This is a genomic window from Streptococcus oralis (assembly GCF_026782125.1).
GTDB classification, from domain to species: Bacteria; Bacillota; Bacilli; order Lactobacillales; family Streptococcaceae; genus Streptococcus; species Streptococcus oralis_CE.
The window spans coordinates 30343-44169 of the sequence record NZ_JAKUVY010000009.1 but is presented as its reverse complement, the minus strand read 5'-3'; the positions used below and the strand labels follow the sequence as shown (position 1 = coordinate 44169).

Sequence of the window (13827 nt, the reverse complement as noted above, 5' to 3'; positions counted from 1 at the left end):
GTCAGCGGTTCGATCCCGTTAACTCCCATTTTAGCGGGTGTAGTTTAGTGGTAAAACTACAGCCTTCCAAGCTGTTGTCGCGAGTTCGATTCTCGTCACCCGCTTTGAACGAAAGTTCATACCAAGTTTTTTAAACTTGGGCGCGTAGCTCAGGTGGTTAGAGCGCACGCCTGATAAGCGTGAGGTCGGTGGTTCGAGTCCACTCGTGCCCATTTATAAATATGGTCCGTTGGTCAAGGGGTTAAGACACCGCCTTTTCACGGCGGTAACACGGGTTCGAATCCCGTACGGACTATTTATTGGAGGATTACCCAAGTCCGGCTGAAGGGAACGGTCTTGAAAACCGTCAGGCGTGTAAAAGCGTGCGTGGGTTCGAATCCCACATCCTCCTTTTTATATTAACGCGGGATGGAGCAGCTCGGTAGCTCGTCGGGCTCATAACCCGAAGGTCGTAGGTTCAAATCCTGCTCCCGCAATTTGGCTCGGTAGCTCAGTTGGTAGAGCAATGGATTGAAGCTCCATGTGTCGGCGGTTCGATTCCGTCTCGCGCCATATTTTATTTATAACTTGGAAGGGTAGCGAAGAGGCTAAACGCGGCGGACTGTAAATCCGCTCCTTCGGGTTCGGGGGTTCGAATCCCTCCCCTTCCATTACTTTAGTTACGGGCATAGTTTAAAGGTAGAACTAAGGTCTCCAAAACCTTCAGTGTGGGTTCAATTCCTACTGCCCGTGTTAATATGATTATGGCGGGTGTGGTGAAGTGGTTAACACACCAGATTGTGGCTCTGGCATGCGTGGGTTCGATCCCCATCACTCGCCTATTTTATATTATTGGGGTATAGCCAAGCGGTAAGGCAAGGGACTTTGACTCCCTCATGCGTTGGTTCGAATCCAGCTACCCCAGTTACTATTTGCCGGCGTGGCGGAATTGGCAGACGCGCTGGACTCAAAATCCAGTGTCCGCAAGGACGTGCCGGTTCGACCCCGGCCGCCGGTATAGTAATAAAGACAAGGTTTTCGAGCCTTGTTTTTTTATTTCTTCTTCCATTTTTTTCTTTCAGAGTTACTTAAAATTACTTAAAAATTTTTTTTGCTAAATTAAGAAGAAAATATTTAACATATTTTAAATTAAACTTGATTCGTTTTATGTTAAAATATACAATAGATAGATACTATTCTAGGAGAGATTTCATGTTATACAATCAAGAAAACTATTCAAAGCTTGAAGTCGAACAAGCAAAAAGAGATATTAAGTCTCTAGCGAAAGAAAAGTCAAAACTTGTTAAACTTGATTTTAGTAATAAGAAAGATGTATTTGAATTTTTCGATAATGAATAATTTTTATTATTAGATGTAAGAAGTATTTTTCTTGGTAATAAAGAGGTTCTCGTGGTTTATACAATAGATGAAATTAAGGCTAAGATTAATCCTATTGCTAAGCAATATAATTTATCAAAGGTCTACTTATTTGGCTCCTATGCAAGAGGAGAAGAAGATGAAAATAGTGATATAGATATTGCTCTAGAAATTGAAGATGAATCACATTATATGGATGTTTATGGGATTCTTTCTAGTGTTTTTAATTGTGATGTAGATATTCTGTTAGTTAATGATTTACTTAACCCTAGAACCAATATAGGAGCATTGGTAAAGAAGAATTTTTTACATGAGCGAGTTCTTATCTATCAAAAATAGGAGGGTGTTATAGTGGAAAATTTCGATAATAAAGTGCGTTTGAGGGATATAACCGAGTATAATGAATTCACTCAGAATGCAATTAAGGAAAGTTTAGAAAAGTATAAAACGGAGGGAATAACTAAAAGTTTCGAAAGTATAGATAATTACTTTGAAAGAATGGTTCGTGAGAATACTAAGTAATCTTTTTTGGTAGAACTGAGTTATTTATATTTTTAATAAGAAAAAGAACAGCTTTTATTCTAGCTGTTCTTTTTAAAATAAATCATTTAGTTTATCTGCTAAATCTCGTTGCTTACTAGGATATAAGTGGGAGTATGTGTCAATAGTTGTAGTTATTGATGCGTGACCTAATCTTTCTTTGACAACTAGATAATCTTCACCTTGATTTATTAAGAGAGATGCGTGCGAATGTCTAAAATCATGTATTCTTATTTTTTTCAAACTATTATCTCTGGCAAGGATTTTTTTGTATTGTTTTTCAATTGAATTTTTTGTAAGACTAATTGGGCTGTTCTGAAATATTTGAAGCTCTTCGGTGTTATTTGTAAATACTTTTAATTTTTGTTTCTGTTCTGTTTTCCATTCTTCTAATGTCTTTATTAGTTTGTTATGAATAATGATTCTTCTAGTACCAGCTTTTGTCTTTGTACTACTAATATGTTCCTCACCATTATTAACGTATACTGACTTAGTTACATGAATTGTACTTGTGGGAAATTCTACGTCCCTCCACGTAAGTGCAAGAGCTTCTCCTAGTCTCAGTCCAGTGAAGAATAGTACTGTAAAAAGTAGTTCAACATTATATTCATCTTTCTCAAATAGAGAAAGGAAATGCTTAAATTCTTTCACAGTCCAAAAATTCATTTTTCTTTTTTCTATTGGTAGTTTTTTAAGTAGTCTAACAGGATTATCGTTATAATACCCTTTTCTTAATCCTACATCTAATATTTTTTTCAATAAAATCATTATTTTATTGATCGTGTTCGGATTCAAATACTTATCAGAGTTTTTGGCATTCTTTTCTCTTAAATCTTCTCGAAATTGATAGATATCTTCATAAGTGAGTTTTGAAACATCATAAACTTTTGAGAAGTAATCTTTTATATGCTTGTTGTAGTTATTTTCTTGTGTATCGATATAACTCTTTTTTCTATTATTTGTTTTATCTTCTTCTTTTAATAGCTTATAAAGAATATCTATTGTTACTTTTGAACCAAAGCTTTTTTCCTTTAGTTCTACACTTCTTAAATACTGTTCAGCTTCCAGAGCTTCCCTTTTCGTTTTAAAGCCTTTTCTAACTATTCTACGTTGTTTAAGCGTGACAGCATTAATACCATTCGAAACATCGACAATCCAAGAACCATCTTTATTTTTACGAATAGCCATATTCTATGCTTCTTTCTGCAGTTCCAGGCCTAGAAGTTCTTCTGCAATAGTTGCTGGAATAGTACCGATTCGTTTATTGTTATAGATAGAAAAGCCACGATTGACTAGTAGTACTTTCCCAGTATGTATAATTTTTCTTGCGGTACCAGGGCTGAATCCAAGTTCAATCAAATCATCTTTTGTTACGGTTTTAATCATTGGTTCTCCTTTGATAATTTTATAAATTAAGGGGAGTTCTTACTCCCCTAGCCATTGAATTATTTTTGCTTATTATTTACCAAATGAATAGCATCAGCCTTATAATACATCGTTTTGCTAATCATTGAAGCTCGAAGATTTTCAAATGTAACAGGTACTTCATCCATTGCTTGAATATAATCATTATCAACTAATGGTTCAGGATTGTCAACGGATACTTGTGTTGATTTCTTCTTAAATGGTCCATCTTTGATAGTAATATTATATTTCCAACCAACAATCTTTTGAGTATTAAATCTTCTCTCGCTTCCATCACTATTTTTGATAATCTCGCCATTTTCATCGGCTCTGACTTCGGTTTCAAATTTTGGAAGTACCTCATCCAATTCAAATTTAGTTCCAATATTATTAAAGTCCCAATCGTTTTGGGAAAGCATCTTTGCCATATTTAATTTCTCCTTTTTATGTTTTCTTTAATTTTGGGAATCAAGTTCTCTCTTTTGAAGTAACTTGCTCTCTCTATAAGTTGTTTTGCTAACTCTGGGGGATATTCAAGAGTTTGTAATTTTTCAAAGTTCTCTTTCTCTTGTTCAAATAGTAATCCATTTTCGTAGAGAAATTTATACGCTATTAGAATGGCTCCAGAACCTTTAAAGACAAACCAATCTAACTTTTTTTCTAGTTCTGTCTTTGTTTTTGAAATAGTAATAGTAACTGGAGTTGACGAACCTAAGAATTTTTCCCAAGACCTTAGAGGCTTTGAAAATTGACTATCAGTATAAAACTTCACTTTATCCTTTAGATATCCCTTTGTAAAGTTTAGAAGGTCTATTTCGGACTTGAGCCATTCTTGAATGAAGTAGTGGGCTTTCTCTTTCCTAAGTTCTAACTCCGTTCTTATCCAATTTTCAATAAATCTCTTGCTGACACCGAGCTTAGATGCTCGTTCTAAGCGTTTATCATATATTCTAAGTCTTTCATCATCATTAGGTTTTCTTAAATATAAGGTTTGTCCCGTTTTCTCATCTCCGTAGGTAATGTAGTAGTTACTCTTACCATATAGGAAGCGGTTTTTTCTACAAATTTTAGAAAGTTGATTTGGAGTGAAGTAAGGAACTTCATTAAAATCGTCTATTGCGATATCAATTCTTCTTACTGAAAATGACTTATAATTGGAATATAGATTATCCAAGAAGTGACGTTCAGAAAGTCCCTTTGGGGTTAAAACCATATCTCGATAGAATTCTAATGCTTGTCCTGACATGACAAGCATGAAAGAATTTTCTTCATCACCATAGTAGATACGGATATTACCATAGTTTATCTGAGAGTCATATTCATAGTATTTAAGACTGCCCTTATCTATAATAAATAGCTCTGTATCAAGAAGTAAGATATCTTCAACTATCTCTTCCAGTGAAAAGTCGAATGTATTAAACTGGATTTGAATCCAGTCAAAAACAGAACGTAAATTCTCGTTTTTTGCCATAAATTTTGACTCAACTTTTTGCCTAATTTCACCACCTTAAAAACCGTGAAAAACCTTGATAATAATGCATTCTTTCGATAATACACCTGACTTGCAGAGGGTGGTGTTACTACACACCCTCACCAACCTTAGAAAAAGCTCTTTGTTGTTCGTCTGCGTTTACGATTTGTTACGGTCTGCGGTAACATACTCGCTGACCGTAACAAATCTACTTACCGAACTTCCTACGAGCTTTTTCCCAAGCGCCAAATGGAAGTAGTTCCAGTGTTGAGAGAATTTCTTCTTGCTCTTTTTCCAATCGTTGAAATTTTATTTGCAGTTTTTTATTACTAGAATACAAATTCTTAAAATTATCATCCAAGGTAATAAAATCTTCTTTAAGGGTTTCAAGTTGCTGAGCAAGAGTGTATTCCTTATGTTTATGAATATCTCCATAAGTTTCCCTTATTGCATCTTTTAATGACATCTCATTTTTCAAATAAGCAATTGTCCTGAAATCCTCAACATCATCATCAGTGAAGTTATAAAAACTCACAAACTGCCTACTATTCCTTGCTTGAACTTTTTTTAACTCATGACCACTAATTTCCTTTATTAAGGTTATCCATTTTTTAGCAGTACTAGCAGAGTTCAATCCGTCAACCATAGAAACAAGTTGTTTTATGTCCATTTCTTCCCCTTTCTTAAGGAAAGTATGGTATAATACTCTTATAGAATTTTTGTTAAGTCTTTGATTTTGTCGTGATTATCAAAGACTTTTTAATACAATCATAGGCGGTTACCTCCGTTTAAATTTTTATCTTTTGGGAAACGTCGGACTACCCGACATAATTATAATACACCCGATTTTAGAGATTGCCAAGGAAAATGTCGCATTTTTCGACGTTTTAAATTAATTAGGAGAAAATATGAGCATTTTTGGAGATAATATAAAGAGATTAAGAAAGAATAAAGGGCTAAAACAACAAGAATTAGCAGAGATTTTAGGAATAAAGAGAAATACGTATAGCGATTGGGAGAATGGAAAGACAGAGCCAAAATTAGGAAATGTTGTAAAACTTGCTCATGTTTTTGGGACAACTACTGATGAATTATTAGGACAAACAGTATATTCTAAAGCTATATTAGTTAGATTTTTGGATGACTATGATGTGAGTGATATTAAAAATTGGGATAAGGAAGGAAGAGATAGTTTCAAATTTGCGATTCTATTTGAAGTAATATCTAAAAATGATGTGGTTGGTTTATTCAAGTTGAGAGATGACTTAGTAACTAAAAATCATTTGGATGAAGAAGAACAAGAAATAATGAACACACTTTTCAAAGAGGTCTTTGACTATTTTAATACTGATTAAAAGTTTGATAAATAAAATAAATTTCTTAACCTAGATAGATGGTTAGGAATTTTCTATTATTCATGATTTTAATTATGTTTTAACAAAATTAAGAACAATGTAGAATTTATAATAGTAGAAGAGAGTGATAACATGGCGTCAGAAAAAATTAAATCTAATACAATAGAAGCTCAATCAGCCATTAGTGAGTTAACTGGTATCGATGTATCTGAGAAAGTTAATCAGCAGGTAGAATTTTCATATACTTCTGAAATCGCTGGGATGGAAGCGGGACGTCAGGCATGCAATCAAATGCTTCAGGCAGTCAGTGATTTCAGTTCGGCTGTTTTGACCCAAGCAAATAAGTTTCCAGAAATTGCTCATAGAATTGAAAAACGTGATATAGAGCAAGCTAAGAGATGGAGTCACTAAGGAATGGAAGATAAGAACGAAGAAAAACGCTACAAACTTTGGCGAGAGATTGTCAAGATTGACGATAAGGAAGAAAGTCTTCAGACTCTAAAAAGACAATATGAACAGCAGGTAACTTACTTTCACTCAGAAATCCAGAGTATCCACCATCGTATGGCAACTCTATTGTCTCTCTCACCCAGTTATCGTCAAGTGATAGAGCAAATCGAAAGTGATAATAGAACCATTCAGCGACAGGTCAACTCTTATGTAGAAGAGGAACTGGATGCCTTGGAAAAACAAACGAAGAAGGCTCGTCGGTCTTTCGATGAAGCCAGAGAAGAACTGATAGCGGAAAGGAATCGGCTACCATGGGAGTAAAATACAGCGCACAAGAATCCCAAGAATTGATTCAGGCCATGACCAACAATCTCCAGGTCGCAAATGAAGTCACAGACCGCTTATCCAGTGGATGTGACCACCTAATTTCCTCTTTAGACTCAGGTGAGCTGACAGGAGCAGCCTACACAGCTGGTAAAGGTCTCTTTACAGAGATTATCATCCCCAGCATCAAGAAGTTACAAGCAGCGATAGATGATATCCAATTAGAGTTGACCTCTTACAAAAATGCGGATGCTCAGGTCTCTGGATATGGTGATTTGGACTTGGACCAACTCAAGGAACTAAAAAAATTGAGGGAAGAGCAGTTAGCTATCGTAGAAGCTCAGATTCAAGTGAGGGAGAACTGGTTAAATCAAATCACGGACCTCTTTAGTCTCAATTGGGGGAAAGCCTTCTCTGAAAAGACCATCCTCTACAATGCCAAGTCTCAAATTGAGTCAGGTATTCAGGATTTGGATGATAAGATTGAAAAACTAGAATTTTTTGTCTCACAGGTTTCCCAGTATTTCAGCGATAGTCTAGAAATCCTTAGCTTAGCGATTCAAGGAGCTACGCAACTAAGTAAAGTCATTGTCGATAGTGATGGTAACTACTATGCGGACGGTGTGGACATGAGCTGGTTACAGAAGATGAAGGATGTGAAGATTGTTTCGCATGCCAAAAGAGATTATCAAGACTCTGAAACTCGTGCCATCAATAAAGCTTCTAGGGATATGATGCTATCGGACGATGGAGATGCCTACTATCGTGCCGAATTAAAGAAGCGCTTAAAAGGTCACGACAAGTCCGAATGGAATAAAATAATTGACGACTACAATCACACTCTTAAGATTGATGAAACAGGAAATATTATTGACATTTATCCATTTGAACAAGGCTATGTCGTTTCAAAAAATGGGAAATACGATGCGGACTATACTCATTTGGTTAACAAAAAGTTTGATGAACTAAAAGCACAAAACTTTGAAGCAAATTCAGTCGAATTTTGGAGTGGAGTAGCTCAGATATTTTCTGGATTGGGAGTTTACTTTGCGAGTGGTGCCCTTGAAGTCTTGAGTATCATGGCTGGTCCGCCAACAGCAGGGACAAGTATCGTAGCTGGTACCGCAGCATCCGTAACAGGGGTACAATATGGAAACGTACTGATAGCTAGTGGAGCAGTGTCCAGCTTATCAGCTATCACAAAGACGGCCTTACAAAATGGCGAAATTCAGATTAATTATTCTAGTAATTATGATAGCTGGAAAGCCAATAAACCGACGAGTAAGACCATTTCTGGCAAGGGTGGTAAACAAATTGAAGCCCGAGTAGGAAATCGAAAAGTGAAGCTTCGTGTAGATTGGGAGCCAAGCAGTGGTTCGAATGGTGAAGGAGTATTCCAGGTTCAATCTGGAAGTGGGAAATCAGGCTACAATGTCAATGCTCACTTAGATATAAATGGAATTACTGGTAAAAATTCTATCATGAATTTTGTAAACAATCATCCTCAATTGAGAAACCTATCAAAGAGTGTCAAAGAAGAGATATTTGATAGAATTTGGAAAACATACCAAAATAATTATTGAAACTAGGAGAGCAAATGAAACTATATCTTAAAGGAAACTACGAGACTAGTATTTACCAAGCCTGTATGGAATTTCCTTGGAAAATGTGGTTCAAGGAGCGTAAGGGAGTGCAGGTTGGTTTTTCTTACGCACGTGATGATGATTTTTATTTTAGCGTTAGTTTGGATAAATTTTCTTCGAATGATGAGCGTTGGGGGGTAACTGATTTTAAAATAGGAGATAATCCGTGGAATTCATTTAAATACGAGTATATAATATTGGATTTTGAAGATTCCTATGAAAGCGATGGGCGCGAGAAAGGTGATTATTTGCGAATTATTTCCACTCATCTAGATATTTTAACGGTTGACAAGCGTGCGATGTATATTATGGCGATTGAGGTAGCATCTGCCATTGACGGCCAAATCAGCGAAGACGACAAAGAAACATGGCTGAATATTGAACAATTCAAAACGAAACATGCAGACTTGCTGAACTTGACCTACGATGAAGCGGTCAATATTAGTTTGGAAGAGATAAAGGCTATGAAAACCATTGATGAGCCCCTCTGGGAAGAATTGGATAGGAAGCGCGAGGAGTATATCCGAATTCATGGAGAAGTGGAGTTGGATGACGATGAGGAAGACGAGTGAGACTATATCTTAAAGGTGATTACACCAAAGAAATTCCGTTTGATTATTTGGAACTAGCTGATAAAATGTGGTTTCCAGAAGATGAGTAAGTTTCTTACTCAGATGCTGGGAATAATGATGCATTACAAGAGGATTTTTCTGTAAATTTATCAATTATGAATCCTAATTGGTAAGAAGGGGGAAATAGTTACCTAAAAGTTACTGAAATTTGAAAAAAGAATCTGTTTTATAAAATTTAAAAGTCCTAAAACATTGTTAAATCAAGGTTGTAAGTTTCAAAAAATGTAGGGATTGAACTCAAAATCCAGTGTCCATTAGGACGTGCCGGTTCGACCCCGGCCGCCGGTATAGTAATAAAGACAAGGTTTTCGGACCTTGTCTTTTGATTTAGTGAAGATTTTGATATTTTTTCTTTAAGTACAGATAACTGTGAATCATCTTTTTCTTCTTATTCTAGTCATTTTTAGTGTATTTTTGGTATAATATTACTTATTCACAATTTATTTTGATTATGAAAGTGTTGGTGTTTGATGTCTCGTTCGATTGACTTGCTTAAGAAGCGCTACTTAGAAAATTTAAAAGAGAACCCAGATTTATTTATTGGGATTGAATTAGAATATCCTATTGTAAATTTAGAGGGTAAGGCTACAGATGGTGAAGTTGTTAAGGATCTCTTTCGGTATTTACCATCAGTACTAGGCTTTACTATCGAAAAAGTGGATGATTTTGGGAATCCAATTCAGCTGTTTGATCCAGTCAGCCAAGATACGATCTTGTTTGAGGTTGCTTATACGACGATTGAGTTTGCATTCGGAAAGGCCGAATCTATCCAAGAGGTAGAAGAACGCTTTAACTTCTATATGGCTACGATTCAGAATAAATTAGGTGAAGCTAATCATGCTATTCTTGGCTGTGGTATTCATCCCAACTGGGATAAAAATGAGAATTGTCCAGTGGCTTATCCCCGCTATCAGATGTTGATGGATTATCTGAATTTGAGTAGAAATGTAACTAAATCAGATTTACATCATTTCCCTGAGTATGGAGCCTTTATCTGTGGGAGTCAGGTTCAACTAGACGTTTCAAGGTCCAACTACCTGCGTGTTATCAATGCTTTTACGCAAATTGAAGCAGCTAAAGCTTATTTGTTTGCCAATTCAGAGTTTTCAGGGGCAGATTGGGATACCAAAATTTCGAGAGATATTTTTTGGGAAGAATCCATGCATGGTATTTATCCAGAGAATGTAGGTGTTAATACTAGACTATTTAAAGATGAGGATGATTTTTTTGACTATCTAAATCATTCTGCGATTTTTACTGCGAATCGCGATGAACAAACCTATTATTTTTATCCGATTCAGGTTAGAGATTATTTGACTACACCTGAAATCCAGGCATTCACCCTTAATGGGGATGAGGTTCTTATTTACCCTCAGGAGGAAGATTTCCAAACTCATCGTAGTTACCAGTACCAAGACTTAACGACTCGAGGGACTATCGAGTTTCGTAGTGTGTGTACTCAGCCGCTTGATAGGACTTTTGCTTCTGCTGCCTTTCACTTGGGCTTGTTGGTTCATTTAGACAAGCTTGAAGCTTACTTGCGAACTGCTCCATTTTTTACCACAGCTGGTCGTGATTATAAGCTTTTAAGACGACAATTTTCTAAAAAACAACTCACAGATGAAGAAGAAACTGCGGTTCTCGAGTTTTCTAAAGATTTACTCACCCTAGCTGAGGAAGGACTGGAGAAGAGAGGCAAGCAAGAAATGACCTATTTACAACCTTTGAAAGAAGAATTGGGATTATAATTTCTCTTATAAAGGGAGAATTTTCTGAAAAATCGTGATATAATGGAAGAGACTATAGATAAAGGATAGAGATTCATGACATTAGTTTATCAATCAACGCGTGATGCGAATAATACAGTAACTGCCAGCCAAGCTATTTTGCAAGGTTTGGCGACGGATGGTGGTCTGTTTACTCCGCTTACTTATCCAAAGGTGGATTTGGACTTTGACACATTAAAAGATGCTTCTTACCAAGAAGTGGCTAAATTAGTTTTATCAGCATTTTTAGATGACTTTACGGCTGAGGAGTTGGACTATTGTATCAACAATGCCTACGATAGCAAGTTTGATACTCCAGCTATTGCGCCATTGGTGAAACTGGATGGGCAATACAACTTGGAATTGTTCCATGGTTCAACGATTGCCTTTAAGGATATGGCCTTGTCTATCTTGCCATACTTTATGACGACAGCCGCTAAAAAGCATGGTTTGGAGAACAAGATTGTCATTTTGACAGCGACATCTGGTGATACTGGGAAAGCTGCTATGGCGGGGTTTGCCGATGTGCCTGGAACTGAGATTATCGTCTTTTATCCAAAGGATGGTGTCAGCAAGGTACAAGAGTTGCAAATGACTACTCAGACTGGCGACAATACTCATGTTATCGCTATTGATGGAAACTTTGATGATGCGCAAACTAACGTCAAACATATGTTTAACGATGTAGCTCTGCGTGAAAAGTTGGCTACCAATAAACTGCAATTTTCATCAGCTAACTCTATGAACATTGGTCGTTTGGTACCACAGATTGTTTATTATGTCTATGCTTACGCTCAGTTGGTCAAGTCTGGTGAGATTGTGGCGGGTGAAAAGGTCAACTTCACAGTACCAACAGGAAACTTTGGGAATATCTTGGCTGCCTTTTATGCCAAGCAAATTGGTCTGCCAGTTGGCAAATTAATCTGTGCTTCAAATGATAACAATGTCTTGACAGACTTCTTCAAGACACGTGTTTACGACAAGAAACGTGAGTTTAAAGTGACAACTAGTCCATCTATGGATATCCTGGTATCTTCAAACTTGGAGCGTTTGATTTTCCATCTTTTGGGGAATGATGCGGTTAAGACAGCTGAACTCATGAACGCCTTGAGTACACAAGGACAATATGAATTGACAGACTTTGATGCAGCGATTCTGGATCTCTTTGCAGCTGAATATGCGACTGAGGAAGAAACTGCGGCAGAAATTAAACGTGTTTATGATACAGATGCTTATATTGAGGATCCACATACGGCGGTTGCCTCAGCAGTTTATAGAAAATACCAAGCGGCTACTGGGGATACGGCTAAGACAGTGATTGCTTCAACAGCTAGTCCATACAAATTCCCAGTGGTTGCCGTAGAAGCGGTAACAGGAAAAGCAGGCTTGACTGACTTTGAAGCCTTGGCTCAATTACATGACATTTCAGGAGTGGCAGTGCCACCAGCGGTTGATGGCCTTGAAACAGCTCCGGTTCGTCATAAAACAACAGTGGCAGCTGCTGACATGCAAGCAGCGGTTGAGGCTTATCTAGGACTTTAAGACAGAGGGAGTAAACTCGGTTGGGAAACCAACTGAGTTTCTTTTCATCAGGAGGAAGGATTGTTTAAGAAAAATAAAGACATTCTTAATATTGCATTGCCAGCTATGGGTGAAAACTTTTTGCAGATGCTCATGGGAATGGTGGACAGTTACTTGGTCGCTTACTTGGGCTTAATCGCTATTTCAGGTGTTTCAGTGGCTGGCAATATTATCACCATTTACCAGGCGATTTTTATCGCTCTAGGGGCTGCTATTTCCAGTGTTATTTCAAAAAGTATGGGGCAGAAAGATCAGTCCAAGTTGGCTTATCACGTGACAGAGGCTCTCAAGATAACCCTATTGCTGAGTGCACTTTTAGGCGCCTTATCGCTCTTTGCTGGGCAAGAGATGATAGGACTCTTGGGCACGGAGAGGGATGTAGCCGAGAGTGGTGGGCTCTACCTATCTTTGGTGGGTGGGTCGATTGTTCTCTTGGGCTTGATGACCAGTCTAGGTGCCTTGATTCGTGCAACGCATAATCCGCGTCTACCCCTCTATGTGAGTCTGTTATCCAATGCCTTGAATATTCTTTGTTCAAGTTTAGCTATTTTTGTCCTTGATATGGGCATAGCGGGTGTTGCTTGGGGGACTATCTTGTCTCGCTTAGTCGGTCTTGTGATTTTGTGGTCGCAATTAAAGCTTCCTTTTGAGAAACCGACTTTTGGACTCGATAAAGACTTACTGACCTTGGCTTTGCCAGCGGCAGGAGAACGTCTCATGATGCGAGCTGGAGATGTAGTAATCATTGCCTTGGTTGTTTCTTTTGGGACGGAGGCAGTAGCGGGGAATGCAGTCGGAGAAGTCTTGACCCAGTTTAACTATATGCCTGCCTTTGGCGTCGCTACGGCGACGGTCATGCAGGTAGCTCGAGCAGTTGGAGAGGATAACTGGGAAAGAGTAGATGATTTGAGCAAGCAAACCTTTTGGCTTTCCCTGCTTCTCATGTTGCCCTTAACTTTCAGTATCTATGCCTTAGGGACACCACTGACTCATCTCTATACGACGGACCCTGTAGCAGTCGAAGCGAGCGTTTTGGTTGCACTGTTTTCTCTATTGGGGACTCCCATGACGATAGGAACAGTCATCTATACTGCAGTTTGGCAGGGCTTGGGAAATGCTCGCCTCCCCTTTTATGCGACAAGTGTTGGGATGTGGTGTATCCGCATTGGCACAGCTTATCTGATGGGGATTGTTCTTGGTTGGGGCTTACCTGGTATTTGGGCAGGGACTCTCTTGGATAATGGTTTTCGTTGGTTATTTCTACGCTACCGTTACCAGCGTTATATGAGCTTGAAAGGATAGGAA

General features: G+C 37.8%; 16 protein-coding genes and 11 tRNA genes. 22 read left to right on the top strand and 5 right to left on the bottom strand.

Annotated features, from left to right (window positions below):
• Window positions 1–33 precede the first annotated feature (33 nt).
• The 14 genes from MK385_RS09030 to MK385_RS08965 all read left to right on the top strand — a co-directional run bounded on the left by MK385_RS09030 (window position 34) and on the right by MK385_RS08965 (window position 1878).
• A tRNA-Gly gene (locus MK385_RS09030) sits at window positions 34–104 on the top strand.
• 34 nt (window positions 105–138) lie between these two features.
• Window positions 139–212 (top strand) — tRNA-Ile (locus MK385_RS09025).
• 11 nt (window positions 213–223) lie between these two features.
• A tRNA-Glu gene (locus MK385_RS09020) sits at window positions 224–295 on the top strand.
• Window positions 296–301: 6 nt separating this feature from the next.
• A tRNA-Ser gene (locus MK385_RS09015) sits at window positions 302–391 on the top strand.
• Window positions 392–402: 11 nt separating this feature from the next.
• Window positions 403–476 (top strand) — tRNA-Met (locus MK385_RS09010).
• 3 nt (window positions 477–479) lie between these two features.
• A tRNA-Phe gene (locus MK385_RS09005) sits at window positions 480–552 on the top strand.
• Between the two features lie 17 nt (window positions 553–569).
• Window positions 570–650, top strand: a tRNA-Tyr gene (locus MK385_RS09000).
• Window positions 651–661: 11 nt separating this feature from the next.
• Window positions 662–732, top strand: a tRNA-Trp gene (locus tag MK385_RS08995).
• Between the two features lie 14 nt (window positions 733–746).
• Window positions 747–819, top strand: a tRNA-His gene (locus MK385_RS08990).
• A 13-nt stretch (window positions 820–832) separates the two neighbouring features.
• A tRNA-Gln gene (locus MK385_RS08985) sits at window positions 833–904 on the top strand.
• 9 nt (window positions 905–913) lie between these two features.
• Window positions 914–997: transfer RNA gene (locus MK385_RS08980), tRNA-Leu, on the top strand.
• 194 nt (window positions 998–1191) lie between these two features.
• Window positions 1192–1338 (top strand): hypothetical protein, encoded by a 147-nt coding sequence (locus MK385_RS08975; protein WP_153224480.1) that lies wholly within the window; start codon window positions 1192–1194, stop codon window positions 1336–1338.
• Between the two features lie 51 nt (window positions 1339–1389).
• Window positions 1390–1695, top strand: a complete 306-nt coding sequence (locus MK385_RS08970; RefSeq protein WP_125450592.1) for a nucleotidyltransferase family protein — start codon at window positions 1390–1392, stop codon at window positions 1693–1695.
• A gap of 12 nt (window positions 1696–1707) precedes the next feature.
• The gene (locus tag MK385_RS08965; protein ID WP_268725872.1) at window positions 1708–1878 is read left to right on the top strand and encodes a hypothetical protein; all 171 of its coding nucleotides are present in this window, start codon (window positions 1708–1710) and stop codon (window positions 1876–1878) included.
• A 72-nt stretch (window positions 1879–1950) separates the two neighbouring features.
• Here MK385_RS08965 and MK385_RS08960 read toward each other — a convergent pair whose 3' ends face one another.
• The 5 genes from MK385_RS08960 to MK385_RS08940 form a co-directional block, all read right to left on the bottom strand.
• Window positions 1951–3084: a tyrosine-type recombinase/integrase gene (locus MK385_RS08960; protein WP_268725871.1), complete on the bottom strand. Its 1134-nt coding sequence runs from the start codon at window positions 3082–3084 to the stop codon at window positions 1951–1953.
• Between the two features lie 3 nt (window positions 3085–3087).
• Window positions 3088–3282, bottom strand: coding sequence for a DUF3173 domain-containing protein (locus MK385_RS08955; RefSeq protein WP_153224482.1), 195 nt, complete (start codon window positions 3280–3282; stop codon window positions 3088–3090).
• 59 nt (window positions 3283–3341) lie between these two features.
• Window positions 3342–3728 carry a hypothetical protein gene (locus MK385_RS08950; protein WP_268725870.1) on the bottom strand — a complete coding sequence of 129 codons (387 nt, stop codon included), beginning with the start codon at window positions 3726–3728 and terminating at the stop codon, window positions 3342–3344.
• Between the two features lie 2 nt (window positions 3729–3730).
• Entirely contained in the window at window positions 3731–4771 is a 1041-nt protein-coding gene (locus MK385_RS08945) for a replication initiation factor domain-containing protein (RefSeq protein WP_268725869.1), read from the bottom strand.
• Between the two features lie 208 nt (window positions 4772–4979).
• Complete coding sequence (locus MK385_RS08940; RefSeq protein ID WP_268725868.1) at window positions 4980–5441, bottom strand: hypothetical protein; 462 nt, start codon at window positions 5439–5441, stop codon at window positions 4980–4982.
• Window positions 5442–5679: 238 nt separating this feature from the next.
• Between MK385_RS08940 and MK385_RS08935 the strand changes: the two genes are divergently transcribed.
• From MK385_RS08935 to MK385_RS08900, 8 genes are all read left to right on the top strand, one after another.
• Window positions 5680–6126, top strand: coding sequence for a helix-turn-helix domain-containing protein (locus tag MK385_RS08935; protein WP_268725867.1), 447 nt, complete (start codon window positions 5680–5682; stop codon window positions 6124–6126).
• A 132-nt stretch (window positions 6127–6258) separates the two neighbouring features.
• On the top strand, window positions 6259–6537 hold the full coding sequence (locus MK385_RS08930; RefSeq protein ID WP_268725866.1) for a TIGR04197 family type VII secretion effector: 279 nt from the start codon (window positions 6259–6261) through the stop codon (window positions 6535–6537).
• Window positions 6538–6540: 3 nt separating this feature from the next.
• Entirely contained in the window at window positions 6541–6897 is a 357-nt protein-coding gene (locus MK385_RS08925; protein ID WP_268725865.1) for a hypothetical protein, read from the top strand.
• Complete coding sequence (locus tag MK385_RS08920; protein ID WP_268725864.1) at window positions 6888–8483, top strand: virulence protein; 1596 nt, start codon at window positions 6888–6890, stop codon at window positions 8481–8483. The genes MK385_RS08925 and MK385_RS08920 overlap by 10 nt, the downstream gene beginning before the upstream one ends.
• Before the next feature lie 14 nt (window positions 8484–8497).
• A complete protein-coding gene (locus tag MK385_RS08915) occupies window positions 8498–9115 on the top strand; it encodes a hypothetical protein (RefSeq protein WP_268725863.1) in 618 nt (205 codons plus the stop codon).
• 530 nt (window positions 9116–9645) lie between these two features.
• A complete protein-coding gene (locus MK385_RS08910) occupies window positions 9646–10923 on the top strand; it encodes a glutamate--cysteine ligase family protein (RefSeq protein ID WP_268725862.1) in 1278 nt (425 codons plus the stop codon).
• 75 nt (window positions 10924–10998) lie between these two features.
• Window positions 10999–12483: a threonine synthase gene (gene thrC, locus MK385_RS08905; RefSeq protein WP_268725861.1), complete on the top strand. Its 1485-nt coding sequence runs from the start codon at window positions 10999–11001 to the stop codon at window positions 12481–12483.
• 60 nt (window positions 12484–12543) lie between these two features.
• A complete protein-coding gene (locus tag MK385_RS08900; protein ID WP_268725860.1) occupies window positions 12544–13824 on the top strand; it encodes an MATE family efflux transporter in 1281 nt (426 codons plus the stop codon).
• Window positions 13825–13827 lie beyond the last annotated feature (3 nt).